Source organism: Nocardioides sp. GY 10127 (assembly GCF_004919085.1).
Taxonomy (GTDB): domain Bacteria; phylum Actinomycetota; class Actinomycetes; order Propionibacteriales; family Nocardioidaceae; genus Nocardioides.
This window is the reverse complement of sequence record NZ_STGL01000001.1, coordinates 278192-304380: the sequence shown is the minus strand read 5'-3', so window position 1 is coordinate 304380 and position 26189 is coordinate 278192. Positions and strand designations below refer to the sequence as shown.

Here is a 26189-nt window from a genome sequence, read left to right as displayed (position 1 = left end):
GAGATCCCACTGCCGCCCCCGCCGTCCGAACGGCCGGGTGCCCGGGTCGTCGCCCTGGGCGGGGGCCACGGCCTCCACGCCACCCTGCGTGCGCTGCGCGAGCTGACCTACGACGACGTGGTCGGCGAGGTGACCGCCGTCGTGACGGTCGCGGACAACGGTGGCTCGTCCGGCCGCCTCCGCGCGGAGTTCGGAGTGCTGCCTCCGGGTGACCTGCGGATGGCCCTCGCGGCCCTCTGCGGCTCCGACGACTGGGGCGAGACGTGGGAGCAGGTGCTCCAGCACCGCTTCGCGGGCGACGGCGACATGCGGGGCCACAGCGTGGGCAACCTGCTCATCGTGGCGCTGTGGGAGCAGCTCGGGGACCACGTCGCCGCCCTCGACCTCGTCGGTCGCCTGCTCGGTGCGCGCGGTCGCGTGCTGCCGATGGCGCTGACGCCGATGGACATCCGCGCCGTGGTGCGCGGGGCGGAGCCCGGGGCCCCGGACGCCCGGACGACGGTGCGAGGCCAGGTCGAGGTCGCCACCACCGCCGGGCGCATCGAGTCCGTCGCGCTCGAGCCCGCCGACCCCGCCCCCTGCACCGAGGCGGTCGACGCGGTGCTGGCCGCCGACTGGGTGCTCCTCGGCCCCGGCTCCTGGTTCACCTCCGTGCTGCCGCACCTGATGGTGCCCGGGCTGCGGGACGCCCTCGTCTCCACGCCGGCCCGCCTGGCCGTCGTCCTCAACCTGGCGGAGCAGCCGGGGGAGACGGGCGGCTTCGCGCCCGCCGACCACCTGCGGGTCCTGCGCGAGCACGCACCGGACCTGCGGCTGGACGTCGTCCTGGTCGACCCGTCGATCCTCGACCCCGAGCTCGTGGACCCGGCCACGCTCCCCGACCTCGAGCGGGAGGCCGCGGCCTGCGGTGCCCGCGTGGTCGTCACGGACGTCGCCTGCGACGACGGAAGTCCCCGTCACGACGTGCACCTGCTCGCCGGCGCGCTGGAGCGGCTGGTGGAGGCGCGCGTCGGCCGCTGAGGTCGAGCGTCGCGCGCCCGGCCCGTGCCCGAACGTGCCCGAACGGGTCCGCGACACGCCCGGGCGCGTGGGTGGCCCCGTTGCCCGTCAGGCTGGGTCGAGCGTGGCAGGATCGGCCGCATGGCGATGACGGCACAGGTCAAGGCGGAGCTCGCCAACACCCCGGTCACCCGCACGTGCTGCCGGAAGGCGGAGGTGGCCACGACCCTGCGGTTCACCAACGGGCTGCACCTGGTCAGCGGGCGTGTGGTGATCGAGGCGGAGCTGGACACCGGGGCCGCAGCCCGACGGCTGCGCAAGGACATCGCGGAGATCTACAACGCGTCCTCCGAGATCGTGATGGTGCAGGGCAACGGCCTGCGCCGGGGGAGCCGGTACCTGCTCCGCGTCCACCGTGACGGCGACTCCCTGGCCCGTCAGACGGGCCTCCTCGACGGCCGCGGGCGACCGGTCCGCGGGCTGCCCCCGGCGGTGGTCTCCGGCGGGACCTGCGACGCGGTGGCCGCCTGGCGCGGGGCCTTCCTCGCGCACGGCTCGCTCACGGAGCCCGGCCGCTCCAGCGCCATGGAGATCACCTGCCCGGGCTCGGAGGCGGCGCTGGCCCTCGTGGGCGTGGCCCGGCGGCTCGGCATCTCCGCCAAGGCCCGCGAGGTGCGCGGCGTGGACCGGGTGGTGATCCGTGACGGCGACGCCATCGGTCAGCTCCTGACCCGGCTCGGCGCCCACGAGTCCCTGCTCGCGTGGGAGGAGCGCCGGATGCGCCGCGAGGTGCGGGCGACCGCCAACCGGCTCGCCAACTTCGACGACGCGAACCTGCGCCGGTCGGCGCGCGCGGCCGTGGCGGCCGGCGCCCGGGTCGAGCGGGCGTTGGAGATCCTCGGGGACGAGGTCCCCGACCACCTGAAGATGGCCGGTGCCCTGCGCCTGGAGCACAAGCAGGCCTCGCTGGAGGAGCTGGGTCAGCTGCACGAGCCGGTCCTCACCAAGGACGCGATCGCCGGGCGTATCCGCCGGCTGCTGGCCATGGCGGACAAGCGCGCGGAGGAGCTGGGCATCCCGGACACCGAGGCGTCGCTGTCGCCCGAGCTGCTCGCCGAGGACGCCTGAGGCAGCCGCCTGGGCACCCGCCGGGGCGTCGGCCTCTGCGTCGCGACAGGGGCTTTGGCCCCTCCCACGGCGTGGGATGGGCGACGCGGACGCGTCCGTCCGGTGAAGCGAGTCCGACATCACGCCGTTACTTGCTCGTAGCACGGTCCACGGGGGTCACGCGGGGAGTGAAGACCGCTAGGGTCGAGTCGTCTGGACCGAACCAGGCCTCGCAGCGGCGGGACAGAACTCGCCGCGACCACCACCTGACTATCTGAGCAGGAGCAGCAGTGACCGTTCGTGTAGGTATCAACGGATTCGGCCGGATCGGCCGCAACTTCTTCCGGGCCGTGGCGGCCTCGGGTGCCGACGTGGAGATCGTCGGCATCAACGACCTCACCGCCAACGCCACCCTGGCGCACCTGCTGAAGTACGACTCGATCCTCGGCGTCCTCCCGGACGAGGTCTCGGCCACCGACGACGCCATCATCGTCGGCGGCAAGGAGATCAAGGTCTCCGCCGAGCGCGAGCCCGGCAACCTCGCGTGGGGCGACCTCGGCGTGGACGTCGTCGTCGAGTCCACCGGCTTCTTCACCGACGCGACCAAGGCCAAGGCCCACGTCGACGCCGGCGCCAAGAAGGTCATCATCTCGGCCCCGGCCTCCAACGAGGACATCACGATCGTGATGGGCGTCAACCACGAGCTGTACGACCCGGCGGCCCACACCGTCATCTCCAACGCGTCGTGCACCACCAACTGCCTCGCGCCCATGGCGAAGGCCCTCAACGACGGCCTCGGCATCACCAAGGGCCTCATGACCACGGTGCACGCCTACACCGCGGACCAGAACCTCCAGGACAACATCCACAAGGACCTGCGTCGCGCCCGCGCCGCCGCCCTCAACATCGTCCCCACCTCCACCGGTGCGGCGAAGGCGATCGGTCTGGTGCTCCCGGAGCTCAAGGGCAAGCTGGACGGCTACGCCCTCCGCGTCCCCACCCCGACCGGCTCGCTCACCGACCTCACCTTCGAGGCCCCGCGCGAGACCTCCGTCGACGAGGTCAACGAGATCGTCAAGGCCGCGGCCGACGGCAAGTTCCTCAAGTACTCGACCGCGCCGATCGTGTCCTCGGACATCGTCACCGACCCGGCCTCCTGCATCTTCGACGCGCCGCTGACCAAGGTCCTCGGCAGCACCGTCAAGGTCGCCGGCTGGTACGACAACGAGTGGGGCTACTCCAACCGCCTCGTCGACCTGATCGCCTTCGTCGGGGAGACCCTCTGACATGAGCGACTTCCCCGGTCTCGGGGACGTCGCCGGCAAGCGGGTCCTGGTCCGCTCCGACCTGAACGTCCCCCTCGATGGCACCACCATCACCGACGACGGCCGGATCCGCGCGAGCGTGCCGACCATCCGTGCCCTGGCCGAGGCCGGGGCGCGGGTGGTCGTCACCGCGCACCTCGGTCGTCCGAAGGGCGCTCCGGAGGCCAAGTACTCCCTCGCGCCCGTGGCCGGTCGGCTCGGTGAGCTCCTCGGCGCCCCGGTGGCCTTCGCCACCGACACCGTCGGCGAGTCCGCCACGGCCACCGTCGCCGGCCTCGCCGACGGCGAGGTCGCCCTGCTGGAGAACGTCCGCTTCAACGCGGGCGAGACCAGCAAGGACGAGGGCGAGCGCCTGGCGTTCGCCCAGCAGCTCGCGGCGCTCGCGGACGCGTTCGTCTCGGACGGCTTCGGCGTCGTCCACCGCAAGCAGGCCAGCGTCTACGAGATCGCGACGCTGCTCCCGCACACCATGGGTGGCCTCGTGGCCGCTGAGGTGGACGTGCTGAAGCGGCTCACGGAGTCCCCGGTCCGGCCGTACGCGGTCGTCCTCGGTGGCTCGAAGGTCTCCGACAAGCTGGGCGTCATCGACAACCTGCTCGGCAAGGCGGACACGCTGCTCATCGGCGGCGGCATGGTCTTCACCTTCCTCGCGGCCCAGGGCCACGAGGTCGGCAAGTCCCTGCTCGAGGCCGACCAGCTCGACACCTGCCGGTCCTACCTGGCCCGGGCCGACGAGCTGGGCGTGAAGATCGTCCTGCCCACGGACGTCGTGGTCGACACCGCCTTCCCGTCCGGCGACGTGACGCCGAGCCCGACCGTCGTCGCCGCGGACGCGATCCCGGCCGACAGCCTGGGTCTCGACATCGGCCCCGAGTCCGGCAAGGCGTTCGCCGCCGTGCTGGCCGAGGCCCACACCGTGTTCTGGAACGGCCCCATGGGCGTGTTCGAGGTCGCGGCGTTCGCCGAGGGCACCCGGGCCGTGGCCCAGGCGCTCACCGGCGTGGACGGTCTCTCCGTGGTCGGCGGCGGCGACTCCGCCGCCGCGGTGCGCGCGCTCGGCTTCGCCGACGACGACTTCGGCCACATCTCGACCGGTGGCGGCGCGTCGCTGGAGTACCTGGAGGGCAAGACCCTCCCCGGCCTGCAGATCCTGGAGGACTGACCGCATGGCACGCACGCCCCTCATGGCGGGCAACTGGAAGGCGAACCTCAACCACGTCGAGGCCGTCGCCCTCGTGCAGAAGCTCGCCTGGACGCTCGACGACAAGAAGCACGACTACTCCGGTGTCGAGGTGGTCGTCGTCCCGCCGTTCACGGACCTGCGCTCGGTGCAGACCCTGGTCGACGGCGACAAGCTGTCGATCCGCTACGGCGCGCAGGACGTCTCCGCCCACGACGGCGGTGCCTACACGGGCGAGATCCCCGCGGGCATGCTGGCGAAGCTGGGGTGCTCCTACGTCGTCACCGGTCACTCCGAGCGCCGCGAGTACCACGGCGAGTCGGACGCGCTCGTGAACACGAAGTCGCGCAAGGCGCTCGCGGCCGGCATGACGCCGATCGTCTGCGTCGGTGAGCCCCTCGACGTGCGCAAGGCGGGGGAGCAGGTCTCCTACACCCTCGCCCAGGTCGCGGGCAGCCTCGCCGGCTTCACCGCCGACGAGGTCGCCGGCCTGGTCGTGGCCTACGAGCCCGTCTGGGCCATCGGCACCGGCGAGGTGGCGACCCCCGAGGACGCGCAGGAGGTCTGCGCGGCGATCCGTGGCTGGGTCGCCGAGAACCTCGGCGCCGAGGCCGCAGAGGGCGTCCGCGTCCTCTACGGCGGCTCGGTGAAGGCGGCCAACGCGGCCGCCATCATGGAGAAGGACGACGTCGACGGCTGCCTCGTCGGCGGCGCGAGCCTCCAGGCGGAGGAGTTCTCCGGCATCTGCCGCTATGCGCAGCTGCCGACGGTCTGAGAGCCGTCCTGACCGACCGGTCTTGACCGGCCGACACCGGCAGCGGGTCCTGTGGGCCCGCTGCCGGTGTCGTTGACCACCTTCACGTAGGATCGCGCCCGTGGATCTCCTCATTCTCGTCTTCACCATCGTGCTGGTGCTCTCCAGCGCGCTGATGGTCATGCTCGTGCTGCTCCACAAGGGGCGCGGCGGCGGTCTGTCCGACATGTTCGGCGGCGGCGTCAGCAGCTCCCTGGGCGGTTCGTCGGTGGCCGAGAAGAACCTGGACAGGATCACCATCGCCACCGGCGTCCTGTGGTTCGCCACGGTGATCGCCCTCGGCATGCTCTACGCCTACTGACTGCGACGACGGGGGAGAGGGAACCGCTGTGGCTGGTGGAGGAAACGCGATCCGGGGGAGCCGCGTCGGCGCGGGCCCCATGGGCGAGGCGGAGCGTGGCGAGGCCGCGCCGCGCCAGGCCGTGTCGTACTACTGCTCGCACGAGCACCGCGTCGTGGTGGCGTTCTCGGTCGAGGCGACCGTCCCCGACAGCTGGGACTGCCCCAAGTGCGGGCTCCCCGCGAGCCGGGACTCCGAGAACCCGCCGCCGGCGCCCAAGATCGAGCCCTACAAGACGCACCTGGCCTACGTGAAGGAGCGTCGCTCCGACAAGGAGGCCGAGGACATCCTGGACGAGGCGCTCTCGCTGCTGCGCAGCCGCCGCGCGTCCGGCGACCTGATCTTCTGACGCACACGCGTCCAGCAGCAGGGCCCAGCTTCACGGCCCAGCTTCACGGCCCAGCACGAAGGCCCCCGACCTCAGGTCGGGGGCCTTCGTCGTGCCGGGGCGGACGCAGCGCGGTCCGCTCCTGCTGCTGGGCTGCCGTTCAGAGCTGCGAGGCGGACCCGGTGTCGAGGAACCAGCGGGTGTCCTCGGTCCCCATGAGCCCCACGGCGGGGATCTGCTCCTTCGTGGTCCCCTCCGCGTGGGCGGCGGCGACGGACTCGGCCTTGCCCTCACCGCTGACCAGGAACCAGACCGCCCGCGACCGCGCCAGCGCCGGGTAGGTCAGCGTGATCCGCTCCGGCGGGGGCTTGGGGGCGTCGCGGACGCCGAGGACCGTGGCGGACTCCTCGGCCAGCTGCGGGAAGCCCGGGAAGAGCGAGGCGATGTGGCCGTCGGGGCCGACGCCGAACATGGCGACGTCGAAGGCCTCCGGGCCCTGCTCGGCGAGCTCGTCGGCGTAGAGCGCGGCGGCCGCGTCGACGTCCTCGGCGTCCTGCGTGGACGGCATGGCGTGGACCCGACGCGCGGGCACGCCGGCGGGGTCGAGGAAGGCCCGTCGGACCTGGCCGACATTCCGGTCGGGGGAGTCCGGGGCGACGAAGCGCTCGTCACCGAACCAGAACTCCACCTCGGTGAGGTCGACGCCCGAGGCGTCGGCCAGGCGGGTGACCTCGGCGTGCATGGCGTCGGCGATCGTGCCGCCGGTCAGCACGACGTGGGGCGTCCGGCCGGCGGCCTGGACGTCGGCGAGGCGGTTGAGCAGCTCGCCGGCGATGGCCGTCGCGAGGGCCGAGGCGTCGGGGTGGACCTCGACGCGGGCGGCGGGACGGTCGGGCAGCGGGGACATGGGACCTCCGTGGTCGTGCGGGGTGGGACGTGACCCGGCCCGGGCTCGCGTGGCGTGCCCGGGCCGGGATCGGTGGTCAGCGTGCCATCAGGGTGGGGTGGAGGCGCGCTGGGGGCGGGTCAGGATCGGTGACGCCGGTAGTAGGCGACCAGCGCCTGGGTGGACGCGTCCTGGGCGGCGGCGACGGCCTCGTCCCCGGCGACCGCCGGAGTGAGGGCCGACGCGAGCTGCTTGCCCAGCTCGACGCCCCACTGGTCGAAGCTGTCGATGCCCCACACCACGCCCTGGGTGAACGTGATGTGCTCGTACAGCGCGATGAGCTGACCGAGCACGGACGGCGTGAGCGCCGGCGCCATGATGGACGTCGTCGGCCGGTTGCCCGAGAACACCCGCGCGGGGACGATCGCCTCCGCGGTGCCCTCGGCGCGGACCTCGTCCGCCGTCTTGCCGAAGGCCAGCGCCTGCGTCTGCGCGAAGAAGTTCGCCAGGAACAGCTCGTGGACGTCGGTCTCGCCGTCCTTGAGCGGGAAGGCCGGCTCGGCGAAGGCCAGGAAGTCCGCCGGGACGATCCGCGTGCCCTGGTGGATCAGCTGGTAGAAGGCGTGCTGGCCGTTGGTCCCGGGCTCGCCCCAGAACACCTCGCCCGTGCCGGTGGTGACCGCCTTGCCGTCCCAGGTGACGCTCTTGCCGTTCGACTCCATGGTCAGCTGCTGGAGGTACGCCGGGAAGCGGTGCAGCAGCTGGCTGTAGGGAAGGACGGCGTGCGTGTGGGCGTCGAGGAAGTTCGAGTACCACACGTTGAGCAGACCCATGAGCGCCGGGACGTTCTCGCCCAGGGGAGCCGTCCGGAAGTGCTCGTCCATGGCGTGCATGCCGGCCAGCAGGTCGGCGAACGCGTCCGGCCCGATGGCCACGGCCAGCGACGTGCCGATCGCGGAGTCCATCGAGTACCGGCCACCGACCCAGTCCCAGAACCCGAAGGCGTTGGCCGGGTCGATGCCGAAGTCCGCGACCTTCTCGAGGTTGGTGGAGACGGCCACGAAGTGCTTCGCGACGGCCTCGCCGGTGTCGATGCCGGCCTCCTGCAGGCCCGCGAGGAGCCAGGAGCGGCACAGGCGGGCGTTGGTCAGCGTCTCCAGCGTCCCGAAGGTCTTGGAGGAGACGATGAACAGCGTCGTCTCGGGGTCCAGCCCGGCCAGCGTGGTGGCCGCGTCGGTCGGGTCGATGTTCGAGATGAACCGGCACTCCAGGCCGTCGCGGACGTAGGGCTGGAGCGCCTCGTACGCCATGACGGGGCCCAGGTCGGAGCCGCCGATCCCGATGTTGACGACCGTGGCGACCGGCTTCCCGGTCACCCCGGTCCACTCGCCCGAGCGCACCTGGTCGGCGAAGTCGTAGACCCGGCCCAGGACCTCGTGCACGTCGGCGACGACGTCCTGCCCGTCGACCACCAGGGTGGCCTCCGACGGCAGGCGCAGGGCGGTGTGGAGCACCGCCCGGTCCTCGGTGACGTTGATGTGCTCGCCCGCGAGCATCGCGTCGCGACGCGCCTCGAGCCCCACCTCGCCGGCCAGGGCCACGAGGTCGGCCACCAGGTCGTCGTCCACGAGGTTCTTGGAGAGGTCGACGTGGAGGTCGGCGGCCTGGTGGGTCAGCTTCTCCACCCGGGTGGCGTCGGCGTCGAACCAGGCGCGCAGGTCGGGGGAGAAGCCGGAGGCCCGGGAGGCCAACCGACCCCACGCCGCGGTGGACGTGGGGTCGATCGGGGCGCTCACTGGGCGGCCTTGTCCATCTGCGACTGGACGCTGGCCACGAGGTCCTTCCAGGAGTCCTGGAACTTGGACACGCCCTCGTCCTCGAGCAGGGTCATGACCTCGGCCCAGTCGACGCCCACGGCGGCGACGGCGTCGAGGACGCCCTGGGCGTCGGCGTAGGTGCCGCTGACCTGGTCGCCCTTGACCTCGCCGTGGTCGGCGACGGCGTCCATCGTCTTCTCCGGCATGGTGTTGACGGTGTCGGCGACCACGAGGTCGATGACGTACATCGTGTCGGAGTAGTCGGGGTTCTTGACGCCGGTGGAGGCCCACAGCGCACGCTGCGGGTTGGCGCCGGCGGACTCCAGCTGCTTCCAGCGGTCGGAGGAGAAGACCTCCTCGAACGCGCCGTAGGCCACGCGGGCGTTGGCGACGGCGGCCTTGCCGCGCAGGGCCAGGGCCTCGTCGGAGCCGATCTTCTCGAGGCGCTTGTCGACCTCGGAGTCCACGCGCGAGACGAAGAAGGACGCCACCGAGTTGATCTTCGACAGGTCCAGGCCCGCCTCCCGGGCCTGCTCGAGGCCGGTGAGGTAGGCGTCCATGACGGCCTGGTAGCGCTCGAGGCTGAAGATCAGCGTCACGTTCACGCTGATCCCCTCGGCGATGACGGCGGTGATCGCGGGCAGGCCCTCGAGCGTGGCGGGGATCTTGATCAGGGCGTTGCTGCGGTCGACCTCCGCCCAGAGGGCGCGGGCCGAGGCGATGGTGCCCTCGGTGTCGTTGGCCAGGCCCGGCTCCACCTCGATGGAGACCCGGCCGTCGTACTTCGTGGAGGCCGCGACCGGCGCGAGGATGTCGCAGGCGTTGCGGACGTCCTGCGTGGTGAGGGCGAAGATGACCTCGTCCACGTCCTTGCCGGCGGCGACGAGCTCACGCACCTGGGCGTCGTAGCGCTCGCCGTTGGCGATGGCGCCCTGGAAGATGGTCGGGTTGGTCGTGACGCCGGTGACGGACTTCTCCGCGACGACGGCGGCCAGGTTGCCGGTCTCGATCCGCTCGCGCGAGAGGTCGTCGAGCCAGATGGACACGCCGGCGTCGGCCAGCGCCTTGAGACGGTCACTCATGTGTTCCTCCTGGAACGTGTGTGTCGGTGGGCGCTCAGGCCCGGACGGACGTGATGCTGTCGCGCGCGGCGTCGGCGACGGCCTGCGCGGTGATGCCGAACTCCGAGTACAGGCGGGCGAAGTCGGCGGAGGCGCCGTAGTGGTCGAGCGAGACGATCCGGCCGTGGTCGCCGACGTACTCGCGCCAGCCCATCTTGATGCCGGCCTCGACCGAGACGCGGGCCTTGACCTGCGGCGGGATGACGGTGTCGCGGTAGGCCTGGTCCTGCTCCTCGAACCACTCCAGGCAGGGGAGCGAGACCACGCGGGCCTGGACGCCCTCGGCGGCGAGGAGGTCGCGGGCCTGGACGGCCAGCTGCACCTCGGAGCCGGTGCCCATCAGGACCACGTCGGGCTCGCCGTCGGTGTCGAGCAGCACGTAGCCACCCTTGGCGACGTCCTCGGTGGTGGCGTAGCCCTGCTCGCCGCGCGGGAAGGTCGGCACGTTCTGGCGGGTGAGGGCCAGGGAAGCCGGTCGGTCGGTGTTCGCGAGGATGGCGGCCCAGGCGGCGGCGGTCTCGTTGGCGTCGGCCGGGCGGACGAAGTCGAGGCCCGGGATGGCGCGCAGCGCGGCGAAGTGCTCGATCGGCTGGTGGGTCGGGCCGTCCTCGCCCAGGCCGATGGAGTCGTGCGTCCAGACGTAGACCACGGGCAGCTTGGACAGCGCCGCGACGCGGACCGCGCCGCGCATGTAGTCGGAGAACGTCAGGAAGGTGCCGCCGAAGACGCGGGTCATGCCATCGGCCGCGATGCCGTTCATGATCGCGCCCATGCCGTGCTCACGGATGCCGAAGTGGAGGACGCGGCCCTGGAACGGGTCCGCCTCGTACTCCTCGACGGTCGTGGTCGACGGCAGGAAGGACGGCGCGCCCTTGATGGTGGTGTTGTTCGAGCCGGCGAGGTCGGCGGAGCCGCCCCACAGCTCGGGCATGACGCCGGCGATGGCGTTGATGACCTGGCCGCTGGCGGAGCGGGTGGCGACACCCTTCTCCGAGGCCTCGAAGACCGGCAGGGCGGCCGCGAGGCCCTCGGGCAGCTCCTGGGCCTTGAGGCGGTGCAGGAGGTCGACCTTGTCGGCGTTCTTCTCGGCCCAGGCCCGGTACTGCTCGTCCCACTCGGAACCCCAGGAGGCGCCGCGCTCGAGGAGCGAGCGGGTGTGGGCGATGACGTCGTCCGGGACCTCGAACGTCTGCTCCGGGTCGAAGCCCATGACCTGCTTGGTGGCGGCGACCTCGTCGGCGCCCAGGGCGCTGCCGTGGGCGGCCTCGGTGCCCTGGGCGTTCGGGGCGGGCCACGCGATGACGGTGTCGAGCACGATCAGCGAGGGCTTGTCGGTGACCTCGCCCGCGGCGACGACGGCCGCGTGCAGGGCCGGGACGTCCTCGACGTACTCGGTGCCGCCGTTCGTCCAGTCGACCGTCTGGACGTGCCAGCCGTAGGCCTCGTAGCGCTTGGCCACGTCCTCGGTGAAGGCCACGTCCGTGTCGCCCTCGATCGAGATCTTGTTGCGGTCGTAGATCATCGTCAGGTTGCCCAGGGCCTGGGTGCCGGCGAGCGAGCTGGCCTCGCCGCTGACGCCCTCCTCCAGGTCGCCGTCCGAGCAGAGCACGTAGACGTGGTGGTCGAAGAGGCTCTCGCCCTCGGCCGCCTCCGGGTCGAGGAGCCCGTGGACGCGGCGGGCGGACATCGCCATGCCGACGGCGTTGGCGACGCCCTGGCCCAGCGGACCGGTGGTGACCTCGACGCCGGCGGTGTGGCCGAGCTCCGGGTGGCCGGGGGTCTTCGAGCCCCACGTGCGCAGCGCCTTGAGGTCGTCCAGCTCCAGGCCGAAGCCGCCCAGGTACAGCTGGATGTAGAGGCTGATGCTGGAGTGGCCGCACGAGAGCACGAAACGGTCACGGGCGATCCAGCGGGGGTCCGCCGGGTCGTGCCGCATGACCTTCTGGAAGAGCAGGTAGGCCGCGGGGGCCAGGCTCATGGCGGTGCCGGGGTGGCCGTTGCCCACCTTCTGCACCGCGTCCATCGCCAGGACCCGGACGGTGTCGACCGCCTTGCGGTCGAGGTCGGTCCAGTCGAGCTGCTCGCTTGTGGTCACGTGGAAGATCCTCTCGTGGCTGCTCAGTGGCAGCCTTCTCATCAGCGTCGGCGGCGCCGGCGGGTCCTCGGCATGGACGACCCGGGGCGGCCTTCGGGGCAACGGGCTCGGGTACCGGCCTGTTCCCAGTCGATTCCGAGCCTACTCACCCTGGGCAGTAGACTTCCCGGCGCATCTCATCGCCTCACCCACCCGCAGGATCGAAGGTCATCTGTGACGTACGTCGGTTCCTCGTCCGCCTCACCGCGTGACGATCGTGACACCGATGCCCCCACCCACGCGACCGGTGCGATCGGTCGTCGGACGGGCTCCGCGGCCGAGCCGACCACGTGGCGCGACGTCGTCGCCGCGTACGTCGGGCTGACCAAGCCGCGGGTCATCGAGCTGCTCCTGCTGACCACCGTTCCGGTGATGTTCTTCGCGGCCCGGGGCGTGCCGGACCTGCTCACCGTCGTCGGCACCGTCATCGGCGGGACGTTCTCGGCGGGCTCGGCCTCGGTGTTCAACTGCGTCTACGACCGCGACATCGACGAGCAGATGCGTCGGACGCGTCGGCGTGCCCTCCCGCGGCACATCGTCAGCCCGGTCGCCGCGCTCGTGTTCGGCACCGTCCTGGCCGTCGCCTCGACCGCCGTCCTGCTCACCCTGGTGAACCCGCTCTCGGCGGCGCTCTCGCTCGGGGCGAACGCGTTCTACGTGCTCGTCTACACGATGCTGCTCAAGCGCCGCACCACGCAGAACATCGTCTGGGGCGGCCTCGCCGGCTGCTTCCCGGCCCTCATCGGCTGGACCGCGGTCACCGGGTCGCTGGCGTGGACTCCGATCATCCTGTTCCTGGTCGTCTTCTTCTGGACCCCGCCGCACACCTGGGCCCTGGCCCTGCGCTACCGCGAGGACTACGCCGGGGTCGACGTCCCGATGCTGCCCGCCGTGCGCCCGGCCGCCGAGGTGGGCAAGCAGGTCGTGCTCTACACCTGGGCCACGGTCGTGACGTCGCTGCTGCTGTGGCCGGTCGCGGGCACCGGCCTGCTCTACCCGGTGGTGGCCGTCGTCCTCGGTGCGGTGTTCCTCGTGGAGGCGCACCGCATGTGGGGCCGCACGCGCCGCACCGACGACCTCACCGAGATCCAGCCCATGCGGCTGTTCCACCTCTCGAACCTGTACCTGAGCCTGCTCTTCGTGGCCGTCGCGGTCGACCCGCTGATCTTCCACTGACCCCGCACCGCACCTCCGCTGCCGCCGCCGGAGCACACCCGTGGCCTGTGCGCTAGGGGCGTGCCGCGCCGCCCCTCCGGCTGGGCCCGAAGGCTCCTCCGGGCGCGTAGGGGCCTCACGCCGGAGAACGCGCTGAGAACTCGTCGTGCAGTCGCGATGTGACCTCCTCCCTCTCCTACAGGTGGTGTAGACCGCCCCCGAGTGGGCAAGGTCAAGAGCGGCGGGCACAGATGTGCACCGCTTGTGAACCATGGGGGGTACACATGACTGCACACGCACGCCCGGGGTCGTCCCGGGACGCGTACAGGACGAGCGGGCAGGCTCGCTCGTCCTTCTCCCGGGCGGCCTCGCGGCCGTCCGTCCCGTCCGTCTCCGTGGTCGTCCCGGCGCTGAACGAGGCCCGCAACCTGGAGGCCGTGCTCCCGGAGCTCCGGGAGGCGGACGAGCGCATCGCCGAGGTCGTCCTCATCGACGGCGGGTCCGTCGACGACACCGTCGAGGTCGCGCAGCGCCTGCTGCCGACCGTGCGCGTGGTGCGCCAGGGCCGCCGCGGCAAGGGCAACGCGCTGGCCGCCGGCTTCGCGGCCGCGCGCGGCGACGTCATCGTGATGTTCGACGCGGACGGCAGCGCCGACCCGAGCGAGATCACCGCGTTCGTCGACGCCCTCACCGAGGGCGCGGACTTCGCCAAGGGCACGCGCTACGGCTGGGACGCCGGCAGCGCCGACATCACGGCGGTCCGCTCCACCGGCAACCACGGCCTCAACCTGGCCATGAACACCGCGTTCGGCACGCGCTTCAGCGACCTCTGCTACGGCTACAACGCCTTCTGGGCGGACCAGCTGCCGGTGCTCGACCTGCCGGAGTCCCAGCAGCCCTCGCCGGACGGCACGATGCTCTGGGGTGACGGGTTCGAGATCGAGACGGTCATCGCCTGCCGGTTCGCGGCCGCGGACTCGGCGATCACCGAGGTGCCGAGCGTGGAGCGCCTGCGCCTGCACGGCGCCAGCAACCTGCACGCGGTCCGCGACGGCATCCGGGTCCTGCGCACGATCGCCACCGAGCGCGTGCGCGCCGGCCGCGGCATGGGTGGCGGTGCCGGCCGGCGAGAGCGCCCCGGACGGCACCTGCCGCGCCTGCGCGAGGCGGGACGGGTCGCCTCGTGACGCGTCCGCAGCGTCGGCGCACGGGCGGCTGGGCCGTCCTGCTCGTCGTCCTCGCCCTCGGCTCGGCGACGGCCCAGCGCCTGCGGTCCGTCGCCCGCCCGGCGCTCCATTCCGTGCCGGCGGGTGAGGACCTGGCGGCCTCCCCGCGACGTCCACGCGTGACCATGGTGTCCACGAGGGCCCAGCCTGACCTGGGCGGCATCGAGTCCCACGTCGCCGAGGTGGCGCGGAGGCTGGCCGCCCGGGGGTGGGAGCTCGAGGTGCTCACCACCGACCGCACGGGCGACCTCCTGCGCACGGAGCGCACGGACGGCTACGTCGTGCGCCGCTACCGCGCGTACCCCCGGACCCGGGACTGGTACGCGAGCCCCGGATTGCTCCTGGCCCTGCTGACGCGCCGGCGCGAGCTCGTCCACGTCCAGGGCGTGCACACGCTGGTGCCGCCGGTGGCCATGCTCGGCGCCTGGCTGCGCCGCACCCCCTACCTGCTGACCTTCCACTCCGGCGGCGCGACGAGCGAGCTCCGCGCCCGCGCGCGCGGCACCCAGTGGCGGCTGCTGGGGCCGCTGCTTCGCCGGGCCCGCCTGCTGGTCGGGGTCTCGGAGTTCGAGGTGCGCCGGTTCGAGCAGGCGGTCGGGGCGCCGGTGCGCCTCGTCCGCAACGGTGGCTCCCTGCCGGCGCCGGTCCCCGCGCCCGCGGTCGAGCCGGGGCTCGTCGTCACCGTCGGCCGGTTGGAGAAGTACAAGGGGCACCAGCGGGCCGTCGCCGCGCTGCCGGCGCTGCTGGAGCGGGTGCCGGAGGCGCGCCTGGAGATCCTCGGAGCGGGCCCCTACGAGGGTGAGCTGCGTGCGCTGGCGGCGCGCCTCGGCGTCGCCGACCGCGTGACGGTCCGCCTGGTCCCGCCGCGCGACCGTGCGGAGATGGCGCGCAGTCTCGCCCGCGCGGGCTGCGTGGTGCTGCTGAGCGACTACGAGGCCCACCCCGTCGCCGTCATGGAGGCCCTCGACCTGGGCCGTCCGGTCGTGGTGGCACGGACGTCGGGCCTCACCGAGCTCGGCGAGCTGGGCTGGGCCCGGACGGTGGAGGCGGACGCGCCCGCCGAGGACGTCGCCGCCGCCGTCGCGGCTCAGCTGGGGGACCCGCGCGTGCCGGACGTCACCGAGCTCCCCACCTGGGAGGGGTGCGTCGACGCGCTGGAGGTCGCCTACTGTGACGCCTCGGACCGTCCGGTCGCGGCGGTGCCGACGTCCACCCCCCGCGCGCAGCCCGCTGCGTCCCACCGCCGGTGAGGAGCCCCGGCGACGCCATGAACGACGAGCAGCCGCCCCCGGGCAGGCACGCGTCCTCGGCCGTGCTGGCGGCCCTCCCCGGGCCCCTGCGGCGCCCCGCGGAGGCCGTGGTCCGTGACGCCCCGGTGCGCGGTGCCCTGGCGCTGGCCTGCGCCGGCCTCGCGCTGCAGGTCGTGGGCTACGTCCTGGGCTGGGCCGGCCACGCGCAGCTGGCGCTCTGGCCCTACTACCTGGGGCTGGTCCCGATCATCGCGCCGTTCGCGGCGCTGCTCACCTCCCCGCGGCTGCGGGGTCGGCAGCGGTTCGCGGCCGCCCAGCTGCTGGGCCTCACGCTCTGGGCCTCGTGGTTCCTCTCCGACCCGGTGATGGCGACCCGCTTCGACGAGACGCTCCACGTCCGCACCCTGCTCGACCTGCTCGACGGGGACGGCCTCTTCACCGCGAACACCATGCTCCCGGTCTCGCCGTACTACCCGGGGCTGGAGCTCGCGACGGCCGCCGTGCACTGGACGACGGGCCTCCCGGTCGTGGCGAGCATCGCCGTGGTGGACGCAGGCTCGCGGGCCCTGCTGGTCGCGGGTCTCTTCGCGCTGGGGACCCTGGTGGGCCGCTTCGCCGGTCGGTTCCGTCCCGAGGGCGCCAGAATCTCGCCGACGCTGGTCGGCGGGACGGCCGTCCTGCTGTACGCGGCCAGCCCCCAGTTCTACTTCTTCAACGCGCAGTTCGCGTACCAGACCCCGGCGCTCGGGCTCCTCGTGGTGGCGCTCGCGCTCCTGCTCCGTGGGGTGACGACCGCGTCCCTCGCCGGACCGCGACGACAGCGGCTCGTGCTCCTGGGCGCCTCGCTGGGCGCCACCGCCGCCCTCACCGTCACCCACCACCTCACCAGCTGGCTCTACCTCGCCGGCCTCTGGTTCCTCGTGGTCCTGCTCGCCCTGGAGGCCCGTCGGGTGCGCGAGGACGAGGCGCAGGCCTCCACCGCCCGCTCCCGCGCCCGCACGGTGCTGGTGGTGGCCGAGGTCGCCACGCTCCTCGCGGCGGCCTGGACGACCGTCGTCGCCCCGCTCCTCGTCACCTACCTGGGGCCGATCTTCGAGACCACCGGCGGCGAGCTGTGGAACCTCCTCACGTTCAGCTCGAGCGGCAGCCGCGAGGTGCTCGCGGACAGCTCGGGCAACCGCAGCGCGCTGTGGGAGATCGCCGTCATGGGGCTGTCGATCCTGCTGTGGTGCGCGCTCCTGGCGCCCAGCCTCTGGGGCACCCTGCGGGGGAGCCTCCTCGGCCGCACCCGGGTCCGCTGGCTGCTGCTCGTGAGCGCCTCGGCCTACCCCGCGGTCTACGCGGTGCGGTTCTTCCCCACGGCCTCCGAGGTCGCCGACCGCGCCACCACCTTCGTGTGCCTGGCCACCGCGCTGGTCGCCGCCGTCTGGCTGGTGCCGCGGCTGCCGCGCCTGCGCCGCGTCCTCGTCCCCGCCGCCCTGGTCATGATCATCGGGGGCATCGTCCTGGGTGGCGGGCCGGACTGGCAGCGGGTCCCCGGGCCCTACCTGCCGGGCGCCGAGCAGCGCTCCGTCGACGCGCAGACCGTGGCGGTGGCCCGCTGGGCGGGGGAGTACCTGCCCGCCGGCTCCCGGATCGCCTCCGACCTCACCATGGACCGCGTCATCCCGGACTTCGCCCCGGTCGACGCGGTCACCCAGCAGGCGGGCGACGACAACCTCACGCCCGTCTTCACCGCGACCTCGGTCGACGACGAGGTGCTCGACCTGCTCGTCGAGAACAAGGTGGACTTCCTGGTGGTCGACGAACGGATCATCGGGCACACGGTGCTCTCCAGCTCCTACTTCGAGGCCGGCTCCAGCTACGGCGCCACCGCCCAGACCCCCACGCGCGAGATGATGACCAAGTTCGCCGGGGTGGAGGGCTTCGACGTCGTCTACGACTCCGGCGGGGTCGTCGTCTACGACGTGCGCTCGCTGCGCGGGGAGACCCAGCACTTCGCCGACCGGGCGGACCCGGGGCTGCCGGGGGACGCGCGGTGGTGGCAGACCCTGGTGGTCGCCGGGGGCGCCGGCGTGCTGCTGTGGTGGCGACGCCGGTACGTGGCGGCGGTCCTCCGTCGGCCCCGGCCGCAGCACCTGGTGACGGCGGCCCTGCTCCTGCCGGGGGCCATGCTCGTGGGCCTGCTCGGCCTGCTCGGCGGCTACCCGCCGGTCCAGGGCGCCCTGGTGCTGGGCCTGATCGCCGTCGGCGCCGTCCTCGTGCGCGCCGGCCGCGCCGATCCGCCCGCCGCGCCCCGCCGACCGTGGGCGCAGCGGCGCGCGGGGTTCTGGGCGACGCTCGTCGCCGTCGTGCTCCTCGCTGTCGCGGGGGCCGCGGCCGGGCTCAGCGCCTACCACGGGTTGACGGACGCCGCCCTGGCCCCGTCCCCGGAGACGACCCTCGCGTCCACCTCGGGCGCGACCTCGGGCTCGTCGAGCTCCTCGGGGGGCGAGGGATGAGCCGCGCGCACGGCGTCCTCGCGCCCTTCCGCTCGCTGCTGACGGCACAGCTGCTCGGCACCGGCCTCGGCCTGTTGTTCTGGGTGCTGGTCGCCCGGCTCGTCCCGGCCCAGGGCGTCGGTGCGGCCTCGGCGGCCATCAGCACCCAGACCCTCGTCGGCTCGCTGGTGGCCATGGGCCTGGGCACGTTCCTGGTCGCGGCGCTGCCGGGCCTGGACCCGGGCCGCCAGCGGGTGGTGCTGCTGCGGGGCCTCCTGGTCGCCTGCGTCGGTGCCGGTGGTCTCGCCCTGGTGGTGGCGCTGCTCGGCGCGGCCGGCCTGCTCGGCGGGGCGCTCGGGACCGCGCTCGCCGGCCCCGGCTCCCTCACCCTCTTCGTGCTCGGGGTCGTCGCGGCCGCCGCCGGCGTGGTCACCGACGAGGCCACCCTCGGTCTGGGCCGCTCCTCGTGGCAGGTGTGGCGCAACCTGCTGGCCGCCGGCGCCCGGTTCCCCGTGGCCGCCGCCCTGGTGGCGGCCGGGGTGCACGACCAGCTGGTCCTCCAGGCCTGCTGGGTCGCCCCGCTGGCCCTGTCCGTGGTCCTGGTCGTCTGGCGGGTGGCCCCGCGGGGCCGGCCGTCCTCCCGGCCGTCGCTGCTAGCGGACCTCCGGAGCCACGCCTCGGCGGCGGCCCACCACCAGGTGCTCACGCTCGCCGTCGCCGCCGCGACCCAGCTCGTGCCCGTCGTGGCCGCACTCGTCCTGCCGGCGGAGGACAACGCGGCCTTCGCGCTGGCCTGGCTGGCCGCGACGTTCGCGTTCCTGCCGCCCTACCTCCTCTCCGTGGCCCTCTTCGCGCACGGCTCCCGAGCCGGGACGCGGGAGCTGCGTCGGTCCGTGGGCACGACGCTCCCGGCCGGCCTCGCCCTCAGCGGGGTCCTCGTCCTGGGGGCGTGGGTGCTGGGCCGGCCGGTGATGGCCCTGTTCGGCGACGGCTACGCCGAGTCGTCCTCGCACCTGCTGGCGCTCCTCGTACCGGCCGGTCTGTGGATGGTGGTCAAGGACCACGTCGTGGTCGTGCTGCGGGCCGAGCAGCGGTTCGCCCTGGCCTCGCGCCTGGCGGTCGCCGCCCTCGTGCTGGAGCTGCTCGGTGCCGCGGTCGGTGGCCTCGCCGCCGGTGCGGCCGGGGTGGCCGTGGGCTGGACGTCCTCCCTGCTCCTCGAGGCCGTGCTCGCCTCCCGCCTCGTCCGTCGCACCCTCGGCGGGTGTCCGTGGGTCGCCCCGACGCCACGGCGACTCCTGGTGGCACGCGCCTCCCAGCAGGACCTGGGTGAGGACGTGGGGGAGGACGTGCCGGATGTTGCCGAGCAGGCGGACCCCCCTCGCCCGAGCACGGTGGCGGCCGCGGGCGACCGCGGGGCAGTGAGCCTGCGGACGACCAGCATCCTGCTCGGCCTCCTGGTGCTGGCGATGGTCGCCGCCCTGGCCGTCGTGACGGTCCGCGGGCGGACGGCCACCCCGGACGACGACGACCTGACGGCGTCCGTCTGCACGCCCGACGACGCCGAGCCGGGGCCCCTCGTGGACCTCGGGGTGGAGGCGTCCACGGGGCGTGCGGCGCACCCCGTGCGCTCCCAGGCGGCCGTGGACCGTCTCGTGAGCAGGGCCGCCGACGCCGGCGCCGACGTCATCTCCACCTCGGTCGCCTGGCAGGCGGTCGAGCCCGAGGAGGGCCGCTGGCGGTGGACGGCGGTGGACCGGGTGGTGCGCAGCGCCCGTGCCGCCGGGCTCGAGGTGCGGATCGTGCTGAGCGGCTCGCCGGCCTGGGCGCTGGGGACCGGCGACGGATCGGCGGCGGCCGCGCAGTGGCGCCCGCCGACCACGCCCGCCGAGCTGAAGCGGTGGCGGACGTTCGTCGCGGCTGTCGCCCGCCACCTGGCCGGGCGCGTCGCCTACGTCGAGGTCTGGTCGGAGCCCGACAACGACGAGTACTGGACGACGGGGGCCGACCCGGCCGCCTACGCCGCGCTGCTGGAGGCGACCACGCCCACCCTCCGCCGCCTCCTGCCCGCTGCCCAGGTGGTGACGGGCGGACTCGACGGGAACGACCTCGGCTACCTCCGGCGGGTCTACGCCGCCCTCGGGGAGGCCCGCCCGTTCGACCTGGTGGGCGTGCACCCCTGGCCGGGCTCGAACGCCCCTGACGCCGTCGACGACGCCGCGCCCTACCAGGGCACGTTCGGCGCCTACGACGACACGTTCCTCGGCTACCGCGACCTGTGGCGCGTCCTCGTCGCGCACGGGGACTCCGACCTCGGGCTCTACATCGGCGAGCTCGGCTACAGCACGCGCGGCCACGACGGGGTCGCGGCCGTCAGCGACGCCACGCGCGCCGGGTACCTCACCGAGGCCTACGGGCTCGCCACCTGCACGCCCTACGTCACCGCCCTGTCCTGGTACTACCTGCACCCGACCCCGTGGAACCCCGCGTCCTGGACGCTGCTCGACCGCGCCGGCCGACCGAACCGCACCTACGACGCGCTCCGCGCGTGGACCGGAGGACGCTCATGACCCGCCCGCACGTGAGCTCGGCACCACACGAACGGGTGGACCGCGCCCGAGGCGCCCACACGCCCCCGCCCGCCTTGTTACCCTCAGGCGCCGCCTGGTTTGGCACCACCGCTGACCAGGCACGAGACGTGGTGGAGAGGAGCCCGGGTGGGCCTGCGGACCTGGCTGTCGGAGCGGTCGTGCCGCTGCGGCCACGCCCGGGCCGCGCACACCCACTACCGCCCCGGCTCCGACTGCGGCCACTGCGCCTGCCGACGCTACGCGTTGACCCTGCGTCCCGAGCAGGTGCGCGATGACCCCGCGCACGGAACCGACCGGAGCGGCCACGACGGCACCGACGCGGACCGCGCACCGGGGGAGCCCGGCTCCTGACACCGGCACCGCCCTCGTCGAGGACCGAGGGCACCTCTCCTCCTCTGTCGTCGTCTGCGCCTACACGGAACGACGGTGGGAGCAGGTGGTTGCCGGCCTCGCGGGCATCGCGGCCCAGACGAGGACGCCGGACGCCGTCGTCCTGGTGATCGACCACAACCCCGCGATGCTGGAGCGCGCCCGGCGCGAGCTCGCGCGCGGGCAGGACGCCGGGCCGTACCCGGTGCTCGTCGTGGCCAACGCGCGCCCGCAGGGGGCCTCGGGGTCGCGGAACACGGGCACCGCCCTGGTGCGCAGCGAGGTCACGGTGTTCCTCGACGACGACGCCGTGCCGGAGCCGGACTGGCTGGAGCGCCTCCTTGCTCCCTACTGCGACCCGGACGTCGCGGCGGTCGGCGGCCACGCCGAGCCCGTCTGGCCGGGAGCCGGCGCGCCCGCGCAGCTCGCCCCGGAGCTGTGGTGGGTCGTCGGGTGCACCTACCGCGGCATGCCCACCCGCCTCACCCCGGTCCGCAACCTGTGGGGCTGCAACATGAGCGTGCGCACGGAGGTCTTCCGGCGCGTCGGTGGCTTCGACGAGTCCGCGGGCCGCGTCGAGGCCTTTCCCCTCGGGTGCGAGGAGACCGAGCTCTGCATCCGCGTCGGCGCGCTGCCGGGCGCTCGCGTGCTGCTCGAGCCGGCCGCGCGCGTGCACCACCACGTCTCGTCCGACCGCGTGCGCTGGCGCTACCTGCGCCACCGCAGCCTGCTCGAGGGCGTCTCGAAGGCGGCGATGGCGGCGCGGGTGGGGGACCGGGACGCCACCTCGACCGAGTGGGGCTACGTGCTCCGCGTCCTTCCCCGCGGGGTCCTGCGGGGCGTCGCCCGCGGCCTGACCGGTCGCCCGGACGGCTGGCAGGCGGCAGCCGGCATCGTCGTCTCCCTGGCCATGGCCGCGACCGGCTACCTGCGCCAGCGGGTCGGACTGGCCAGGGGCCTGGGCCTCGCCCCGGACGCCCCGCACACTCCGCACGCCCCGTCCGGCGTGGGCCGATGACGACCGCAGCCCTCCCGGTGCTCATGTACCACTCCATCGGGGGACGCGTGCCGACGGCGCTGCGCGAGCTGAGCGTCGACCCGGGCCTCCTCGCGGAGCAGCTCGACGCCCTCGCCGGTGCCGGCTACGTCCTCACCGGCCTCACCGAGGCGCTGGACCAGCGGGAGCGTGGGCCGGCCCCCGCCCCGCACGTGGCGGTGACGGTCGACGACGGGTACACCGACTTCCTCGACCACGGCCTGGGGGTGCTTCGCGACTCAGGGGCGCGCTGCACGCTCTACGTGCCGACGCGCGAGCTGGGAGCGTCGCCCTCCTGGCTGTCCGACGCGGGCGACCTGCGCCTCATGGGGCTGCCGGACGTCGTCCGTCTCGCAGCCGAGCCGGAGGTGGAGATCGGCAGCCACTCCGCCGTCCACGTGCCCCTCGACTCCCGGCCCCGGCGACGGATGGCGGACGAGGTCGCGGAGAGCCGCACGGTCCTGCAGGACGCCACGGGGCAGCCGGTCGACTCGCTGGCCTACCCGCACGGGTACCACGACGACAGGGTGAGAATGACTGTGCACTCGGCCGGGTACAGGTCTGCGTGCGCCATCGGCCACCGGGTGGCTCCCCGCGGGGAGGACCCCTACGCCGTGAGCCGCCTCCTGGTGGGCCCCGACGACACACCGGAGAGGCTGCTCGAGCGCGTGGCGGGCTCGCAGGACGCGGAGCTCCGGGCACGCGTGAAGCGATGGGCCGGCCCACCGTGGAGGTGGACGAGGCGCGCAGTCCGCAGCACCACCGGGAAGGTCCTCACGTGAACCAGCGCTCGCCCGAGCAGAGCCCGAGCACGCCCGCCCAGGGCTCACCCCCTTCCCCGAGCGTCGGTGCCCTCGTGTGCACTCATGACGCCAGGCGGCTGGAGCTCGTGGCCGCGGCCGTCGCCTCCGTCCGGGCGCAGACCCGACCTCCCGAGGAGCTCCTCGTCGTCGTCGACGGGGACGACCACCTGACCGCACTGGTCGCCGCGCGGCTGCCCGGGGAGCGCGTCGAGGGTCTCGGACGCAACCAGGGGGTGTCGGTGGCGCGCACCGAGGGGGCACGCCGGCTCGGGACCGACGTCGTGGCGTTCCTCGACGACGACGCCGAAGCCGAGCCCACCTGGCTGGAGCGGCTCGTCGAGGCGCTCCAGGCGCCCGACGTGATCGGCGCCAGCGGTCGCTCGGTGCCGATCTGGGACGCCGCCCGCCCGCCGTGGCTGCCGGAGGAGTTCCTCTGGACGGTGGGGGCCAGCTACGCCGGGCTGCCGCGACGCCTCGCACGCATCCGCAACATCTACGGCGGGTGCGCGGCGCTGCGCCGCGACGTGTTCCTCGAGGTCGGCGGCTACGACCCGGGCCTCGGTCACCGCGCCGGCGTCAGCGGCGGAGGCGAGGAGGCCGAGTTCGGCCTGCGCGCCGCCCGGCGTACGGGCGGGACGTTCGCCTTCCACCCGGGCGCGGTCATCCACCACCACGTCCCCGCGGACAGGCTGACCTGGCGCTTCTACTGGGACCGCTGCCGCAGCGAGGGGGCCCAGAAGGTGCGCCTCGCCCGTCTCGTGCAGCAAGAGGAGGCCGGGACGTCCTCGAGCAGGTCACAGGTCTCCGCTCGCGGCTCGGCGCTCTCCGACGAGCGGGCCTTCGCCCTGCGGATGCCCGCCGCGGCGGTCCGCTCCCTGGTGACGCCGGGCCGTCGTCAGCGCGCCCTCGGGATCGTCGTCGGGGTGCTCGGTGTGCTCGTCGGCATGGCCGGGGCAGCCCTGGAGGGCACGACCGGTGGCCCTTCCGGGGCGGGACGCGGGGCCGGCCGTCGGGCGGAGGCGACCGCGTGAGGGTGCTGCTGCTCGCACAGTTCTACCCGCCCGTCATCGGCGGGGAGGAGCGCCACGTCCGCAACCTCGCCGTCGCCCTGGCCGCGCGGGGGCACGACGTCCACGTCGCGACGCTCGCCACCGACCGCGGGATCCCGCAGGCGGACCCAGGCGTGACCGTACACCTGCTCGACCACGTGGGGGCCCGCGTCCCCGCGCTGTACCCGACCGCGGACCGGCCCCTGGCGCTGCCGGCACCGGACCCGTGGACCGTACGCGACCTCGCCAGGCTGGCGCGTGACCTGCGCCCGGACGTCGCGCACAGCCACAACTGGCTCCTCAACAGCTGGCTGGCGGTGCCGGCGGCCCACCGCGTCCCGCTCGTGCACTCGCTGCACGACTACGGCCACGTCTGCGCCACCAAGCGGCTGGTCCGCGACGGCGCCGTCTGCGAAGGCCCCTCGCCCCGCCGGTGCCTGCCCTGCACCACCGACCACTACGGCGCCGGACGCGGCCCGGTCATCTACTCCCTCGTCCGGGGCGGCCTGCCCGTGCGTCGCCGTGCGGTCGACCTCTACACGCCCGTGAGCACGTTCGTGGGGGAGGCCAACCGCCTCGACGAGCAGGGCGTCGACTGGGAGGTCGTGCCCAACTTCGTCCCCGACGACCTCACCGACGAGCGCCCCGTGCCGCGGGACCCCGCCCTCCCCGAGGGCGACTACCTATTCTTCGCGGGCGACCTCTCCGAGCAGAAGGGCGTCCGCACGCTCCTCGAGGCCTGGCGGTCGCTCCCGGGCACGGTCGGCGTCGACAAGCCGTCCCTGGTCATGGTCGGGCGACCGGACGCCGACCTCGGGACCCTGCCCGCCGGGGTGCTGGTCGAGCACGGCTGGGCGCACGAGCGCGTCGTGTCGGGGTTCCGCCACGCGTGCGCCGCGGTGCTGCCCAGCGAGTGGCCGGACCCGTGCCCGACGACCGTGCTCGAGGCGATGGCGCTCGGCGCCCCGCTCGTCACGACGCAGCAGGGGGGCATCGCCGACATGGTCACCGACGGCGAGTCGGCCCTCGTCGTCCCGCCCGGGAACCCGCGGGCGCTCGCGGGCGCGATCTCCCGCCTGGTGGGCGACGAGGGGCTGGGCGACCGGCTGGCGTCCGGCGCGCGCCGCGAGGTCGCGCGCTACCGGCAGGGCAGCGTGGCCGACCGGCTGGGGGAGATCTACGCGGACCTGGTGGCGAGGGCGTCGTCCGACTGAGGCCGCTCCCCACCGGGGTGCTGCGTGGTGACCTCGGGGTGACGCACGTGCAGCAGCACCCACGTCATCGTGGCGGCGATGACCGCTGACCCGAGCATGTGGGCGCCGACGAGGACGATCGGCAGGCCGGTGAAGTACTGCACGAAGCCGATGACGGACTGGGCCGCCTCGACCACCAGCAGGACGGCGGCGGCCCGCACGGCGGCGCGCGGCTGCCGCAGGGCCACGAGGCAGACGAGCAGGCCGACGCTGACGCCGATGAAGAGGAAGACCGCGTCCGCGTGGAGCTGGGAGACCTGCAGCGGGTCGAGACCGTTGCGGGGCGCGTCCGCGTCCCCGGCGTGCGGGCCGGCCCCGGTGACCACCGTGCCCAGGTAGATGACGATCCACCCGGCCGCGAAGGTGAGCCAGGCGAGCACCACGCCCGCCCCGCCCCGGGCCGGCGTCGGCCGGGCCACGCGCTGGAGCAGGAGGACGGCCGTGCAGATGAGCGCCATCGACAGGATCATGTGCCCCGCCACGATCCACGGGTTGAGGTCGGTGAGCACCGTGATGCCGCCGAGGACGGCCTGGGCGGGGATGCCGAGCGCCAACCAGACGGCGACCCGCTTGAGGTCCCGCCGGCCGGTGCGCCACGCGGCCACCACGGTCCAGATCGCGATCGCGACCAGCACGTAGGTGAGCATCCGGTTGCTGAACTCGATGATCCCGTGGAGGTGTGCCTCCGGCGTGAAGCTCGTCGACGTGCACCGCGGCCACGTGGGGCAGCCGAGCCCGGAGGCGGTGAGGCGCACGGCCCCGCCGGTGACCACGATGACGATGTTGGCGACGATCGAGGCCCAGGCGGCCACCCGGATCTGCACGAGACGGCGGTCGACGGGCTCCGTGGAGGACGTCGGGGAGGACGTCGGGGAGGACGTCGGGGAGGATGCCGCGGAGGACGTCGGCGCGGGGTCGGTGTGGCTCAT

21 protein-coding genes are annotated in these 26189 nt (G+C 73.8%); 16 read left to right on the top strand and 5 right to left on the bottom strand.

Features of this window, described 5'->3' with window-relative positions; all coding sequences use genetic code 11:
- Window positions 1-9 precede the first annotated feature (9 nt).
- From yvcK to E8D37_RS01325, 7 genes are all read left to right on the top strand, one after another.
- Entirely contained in the window at window positions 10-1020 is a 1011-nt protein-coding gene (gene yvcK / locus E8D37_RS01355; protein ID WP_240770130.1) for a uridine diphosphate-N-acetylglucosamine-binding protein YvcK, read from the top strand.
- Window positions 1021-1140: 120 nt separating this feature from the next.
- Window positions 1141-2127: a DNA-binding protein WhiA gene (gene whiA / locus E8D37_RS01350; RefSeq protein WP_136567941.1), complete on the top strand. Its 987-nt coding sequence runs from the start codon at window positions 1141-1143 to the stop codon at window positions 2125-2127.
- A 269-nt stretch (window positions 2128-2396) separates the two neighbouring features.
- Window positions 2397-3392, top strand: coding sequence for a type I glyceraldehyde-3-phosphate dehydrogenase (gene gap, locus E8D37_RS01345; RefSeq protein WP_136567940.1), 996 nt, complete (start codon window positions 2397-2399; stop codon window positions 3390-3392).
- A gap of 1 nt (window position 3393) precedes the next feature.
- A complete protein-coding gene (locus E8D37_RS01340) occupies window positions 3394-4593 on the top strand; it encodes a phosphoglycerate kinase (RefSeq protein WP_136567939.1) in 1200 nt (399 codons plus the stop codon).
- A 4-nt stretch (window positions 4594-4597) separates the two neighbouring features.
- Window positions 4598-5386: a triose-phosphate isomerase gene (gene tpiA / locus E8D37_RS01335; RefSeq protein WP_136567938.1), complete on the top strand. Its 789-nt coding sequence runs from the start codon at window positions 4598-4600 to the stop codon at window positions 5384-5386.
- A 100-nt stretch (window positions 5387-5486) separates the two neighbouring features.
- Window positions 5487-5726, top strand: a complete 240-nt coding sequence (gene secG / locus E8D37_RS01330; protein WP_136567937.1) for a preprotein translocase subunit SecG — start codon at window positions 5487-5489, stop codon at window positions 5724-5726.
- A 28-nt stretch (window positions 5727-5754) separates the two neighbouring features.
- Entirely contained in the window at window positions 5755-6114 is a 360-nt protein-coding gene (locus tag E8D37_RS01325; RefSeq protein ID WP_136567936.1) for an RNA polymerase-binding protein RbpA, read from the top strand.
- 139 nt (window positions 6115-6253) lie between these two features.
- On the opposite strand, the gene pgl is transcribed toward E8D37_RS01325, so the two are convergent.
- The 4 genes from pgl to tkt all read right to left on the bottom strand — a co-directional run bounded on the left by pgl (window position 6254) and on the right by tkt (window position 12012).
- Window positions 6254-7000 carry a 6-phosphogluconolactonase gene (gene pgl, locus E8D37_RS01320; RefSeq protein ID WP_136567935.1) on the bottom strand — a complete coding sequence of 249 codons (747 nt, stop codon included), beginning with the start codon at window positions 6998-7000 and terminating at the stop codon, window positions 6254-6256.
- Window positions 7001-7119: 119 nt separating this feature from the next.
- Window positions 7120-8775, bottom strand: coding sequence for a glucose-6-phosphate isomerase (gene pgi, locus E8D37_RS01315; protein ID WP_136567934.1), 1656 nt, complete (start codon window positions 8773-8775; stop codon window positions 7120-7122).
- Entirely contained in the window at window positions 8772-9878 is a 1107-nt protein-coding gene (gene tal, locus E8D37_RS01310) for a transaldolase (protein ID WP_136567933.1), read from the bottom strand. Before tal ends, pgi begins: the two co-directional genes overlap by 4 nt.
- Window positions 9879-9912: 34 nt before the next feature.
- On the bottom strand, window positions 9913-12012 hold the full coding sequence (gene tkt / locus E8D37_RS01305) for a transketolase (protein ID WP_276606449.1): 2100 nt from the start codon (window positions 12010-12012) through the stop codon (window positions 9913-9915).
- Window positions 12013-12303: 291 nt separating this feature from the next.
- Here tkt and E8D37_RS01300 point away from each other — a divergent pair, with 291 nt between their 5' ends.
- The 9 genes from E8D37_RS01300 (at window position 12304) to E8D37_RS19670 (ending at window position 25221) form a co-directional block, all read left to right on the top strand.
- Window positions 12304-13227: a heme o synthase gene (locus E8D37_RS01300; protein ID WP_240770126.1), complete on the top strand. Its 924-nt coding sequence runs from the start codon at window positions 12304-12306 to the stop codon at window positions 13225-13227.
- Window positions 13228-13490: 263 nt separating this feature from the next.
- The gene (locus E8D37_RS01295; protein ID WP_136567930.1) at window positions 13491-14393 is read left to right on the top strand and encodes a glycosyltransferase family 2 protein; all 903 of its coding nucleotides are present in this window, start codon (window positions 13491-13493) and stop codon (window positions 14391-14393) included.
- Window positions 14390-15682: a glycosyltransferase family 4 protein gene (locus E8D37_RS01290; RefSeq protein ID WP_206055508.1), complete on the top strand. Its 1293-nt coding sequence runs from the start codon at window positions 14390-14392 to the stop codon at window positions 15680-15682. The genes E8D37_RS01295 and E8D37_RS01290 overlap by 4 nt, the downstream gene beginning before the upstream one ends.
- A gap of 17 nt (window positions 15683-15699) precedes the next feature.
- A complete protein-coding gene (locus E8D37_RS01285) occupies window positions 15700-18183 on the top strand; it encodes a hypothetical protein (RefSeq protein WP_136567929.1) in 2484 nt (827 codons plus the stop codon).
- A complete protein-coding gene (locus tag E8D37_RS01280) occupies window positions 18180-20729 on the top strand; it encodes a beta-galactosidase (RefSeq protein WP_136567928.1) in 2550 nt (849 codons plus the stop codon). The genes E8D37_RS01285 and E8D37_RS01280 overlap by 4 nt, the downstream gene beginning before the upstream one ends.
- Window positions 20730-21021: 292 nt before the next feature.
- Window positions 21022-22137 (top strand): glycosyltransferase, encoded by a 1116-nt coding sequence (locus tag E8D37_RS01275; RefSeq protein WP_136567927.1) that lies wholly within the window; start codon window positions 21022-21024, stop codon window positions 22135-22137.
- Window positions 22134-22937, top strand: coding sequence for a polysaccharide deacetylase family protein (locus E8D37_RS01270; protein WP_136567926.1), 804 nt, complete (start codon window positions 22134-22136; stop codon window positions 22935-22937). Before E8D37_RS01275 ends, E8D37_RS01270 begins: the two co-directional genes overlap by 4 nt.
- Window positions 22934-23989, top strand: a complete 1056-nt coding sequence (locus E8D37_RS01265; RefSeq protein WP_168929560.1) for a glycosyltransferase family 2 protein — start codon at window positions 22934-22936, stop codon at window positions 23987-23989. The genes E8D37_RS01270 and E8D37_RS01265 overlap by 4 nt, the downstream gene beginning before the upstream one ends.
- Window positions 23986-25221: a glycosyltransferase family 4 protein gene (locus E8D37_RS19670; protein WP_168929559.1), complete on the top strand. Its 1236-nt coding sequence runs from the start codon at window positions 23986-23988 to the stop codon at window positions 25219-25221. Before E8D37_RS01265 ends, E8D37_RS19670 begins: the two co-directional genes overlap by 4 nt.
- Here the strand turns inward: E8D37_RS19670 and E8D37_RS01255 are convergent.
- A complete protein-coding gene (locus tag E8D37_RS01255) occupies window positions 25185-26189 on the bottom strand; it encodes a COX15/CtaA family protein (RefSeq protein WP_136567924.1) in 1005 nt (334 codons plus the stop codon). The two genes, E8D37_RS19670 and E8D37_RS01255, sit on opposite strands and share 37 nt — an antisense overlap.

What these genes read in the sequence shown, in the direction of transcription:
- E8D37_RS01295 (WP_136567930.1), top strand. Translation starts at nt 13,491, where the DNA reads ATGACTGCACACGCACGCCCGGGGTCGTCCCGGGACGCGTACAGGACG.
- E8D37_RS01285 (WP_136567929.1), top strand. Translation starts at nt 15,700, where the DNA reads ATGAACGACGAGCAGCCGCCCCCGGGCAGGCACGCGTCCTCGGCCGTG.
- E8D37_RS01275 (WP_136567927.1), top strand. Translation starts at nt 21,022, where the DNA reads ATGACCCCGCGCACGGAACCGACCGGAGCGGCCACGACGGCACCGACG.
- E8D37_RS01270 (WP_136567926.1), top strand. Translation starts at nt 22,134, where the DNA reads ATGACGACCGCAGCCCTCCCGGTGCTCATGTACCACTCCATCGGGGGA.
- tpiA (WP_136567938.1), top strand. Translation starts at nt 4,598, where the DNA reads ATGGCACGCACGCCCCTCATGGCGGGCAACTGGAAGGCGAACCTCAAC.
- E8D37_RS01280 (WP_136567928.1), top strand. Translation starts at nt 18,180, where the DNA reads ATGAGCCGCGCGCACGGCGTCCTCGCGCCCTTCCGCTCGCTGCTGACG.
- pgl (WP_136567935.1), bottom strand. Translation starts at nt 7,000, where the DNA reads ATGTCCCCGCTGCCCGACCGTCCCGCCGCCCGCGTCGAGGTCCACCCC.
- whiA (WP_136567941.1), top strand. Translation starts at nt 1,141, where the DNA reads ATGGCGATGACGGCACAGGTCAAGGCGGAGCTCGCCAACACCCCGGTC.
- E8D37_RS01340 (WP_136567939.1), top strand. Translation starts at nt 3,394, where the DNA reads ATGAGCGACTTCCCCGGTCTCGGGGACGTCGCCGGCAAGCGGGTCCTG.
- tal (WP_136567933.1), bottom strand. Translation starts at nt 9,878, where the DNA reads ATGAGTGACCGTCTCAAGGCGCTGGCCGACGCCGGCGTGTCCATCTGG.
- E8D37_RS01255 (WP_136567924.1), bottom strand. Translation starts at nt 26,189, where the DNA reads ATGAGCCACACCGACCCCGCGCCGACGTCCTCCGCGGCATCCTCCCCG.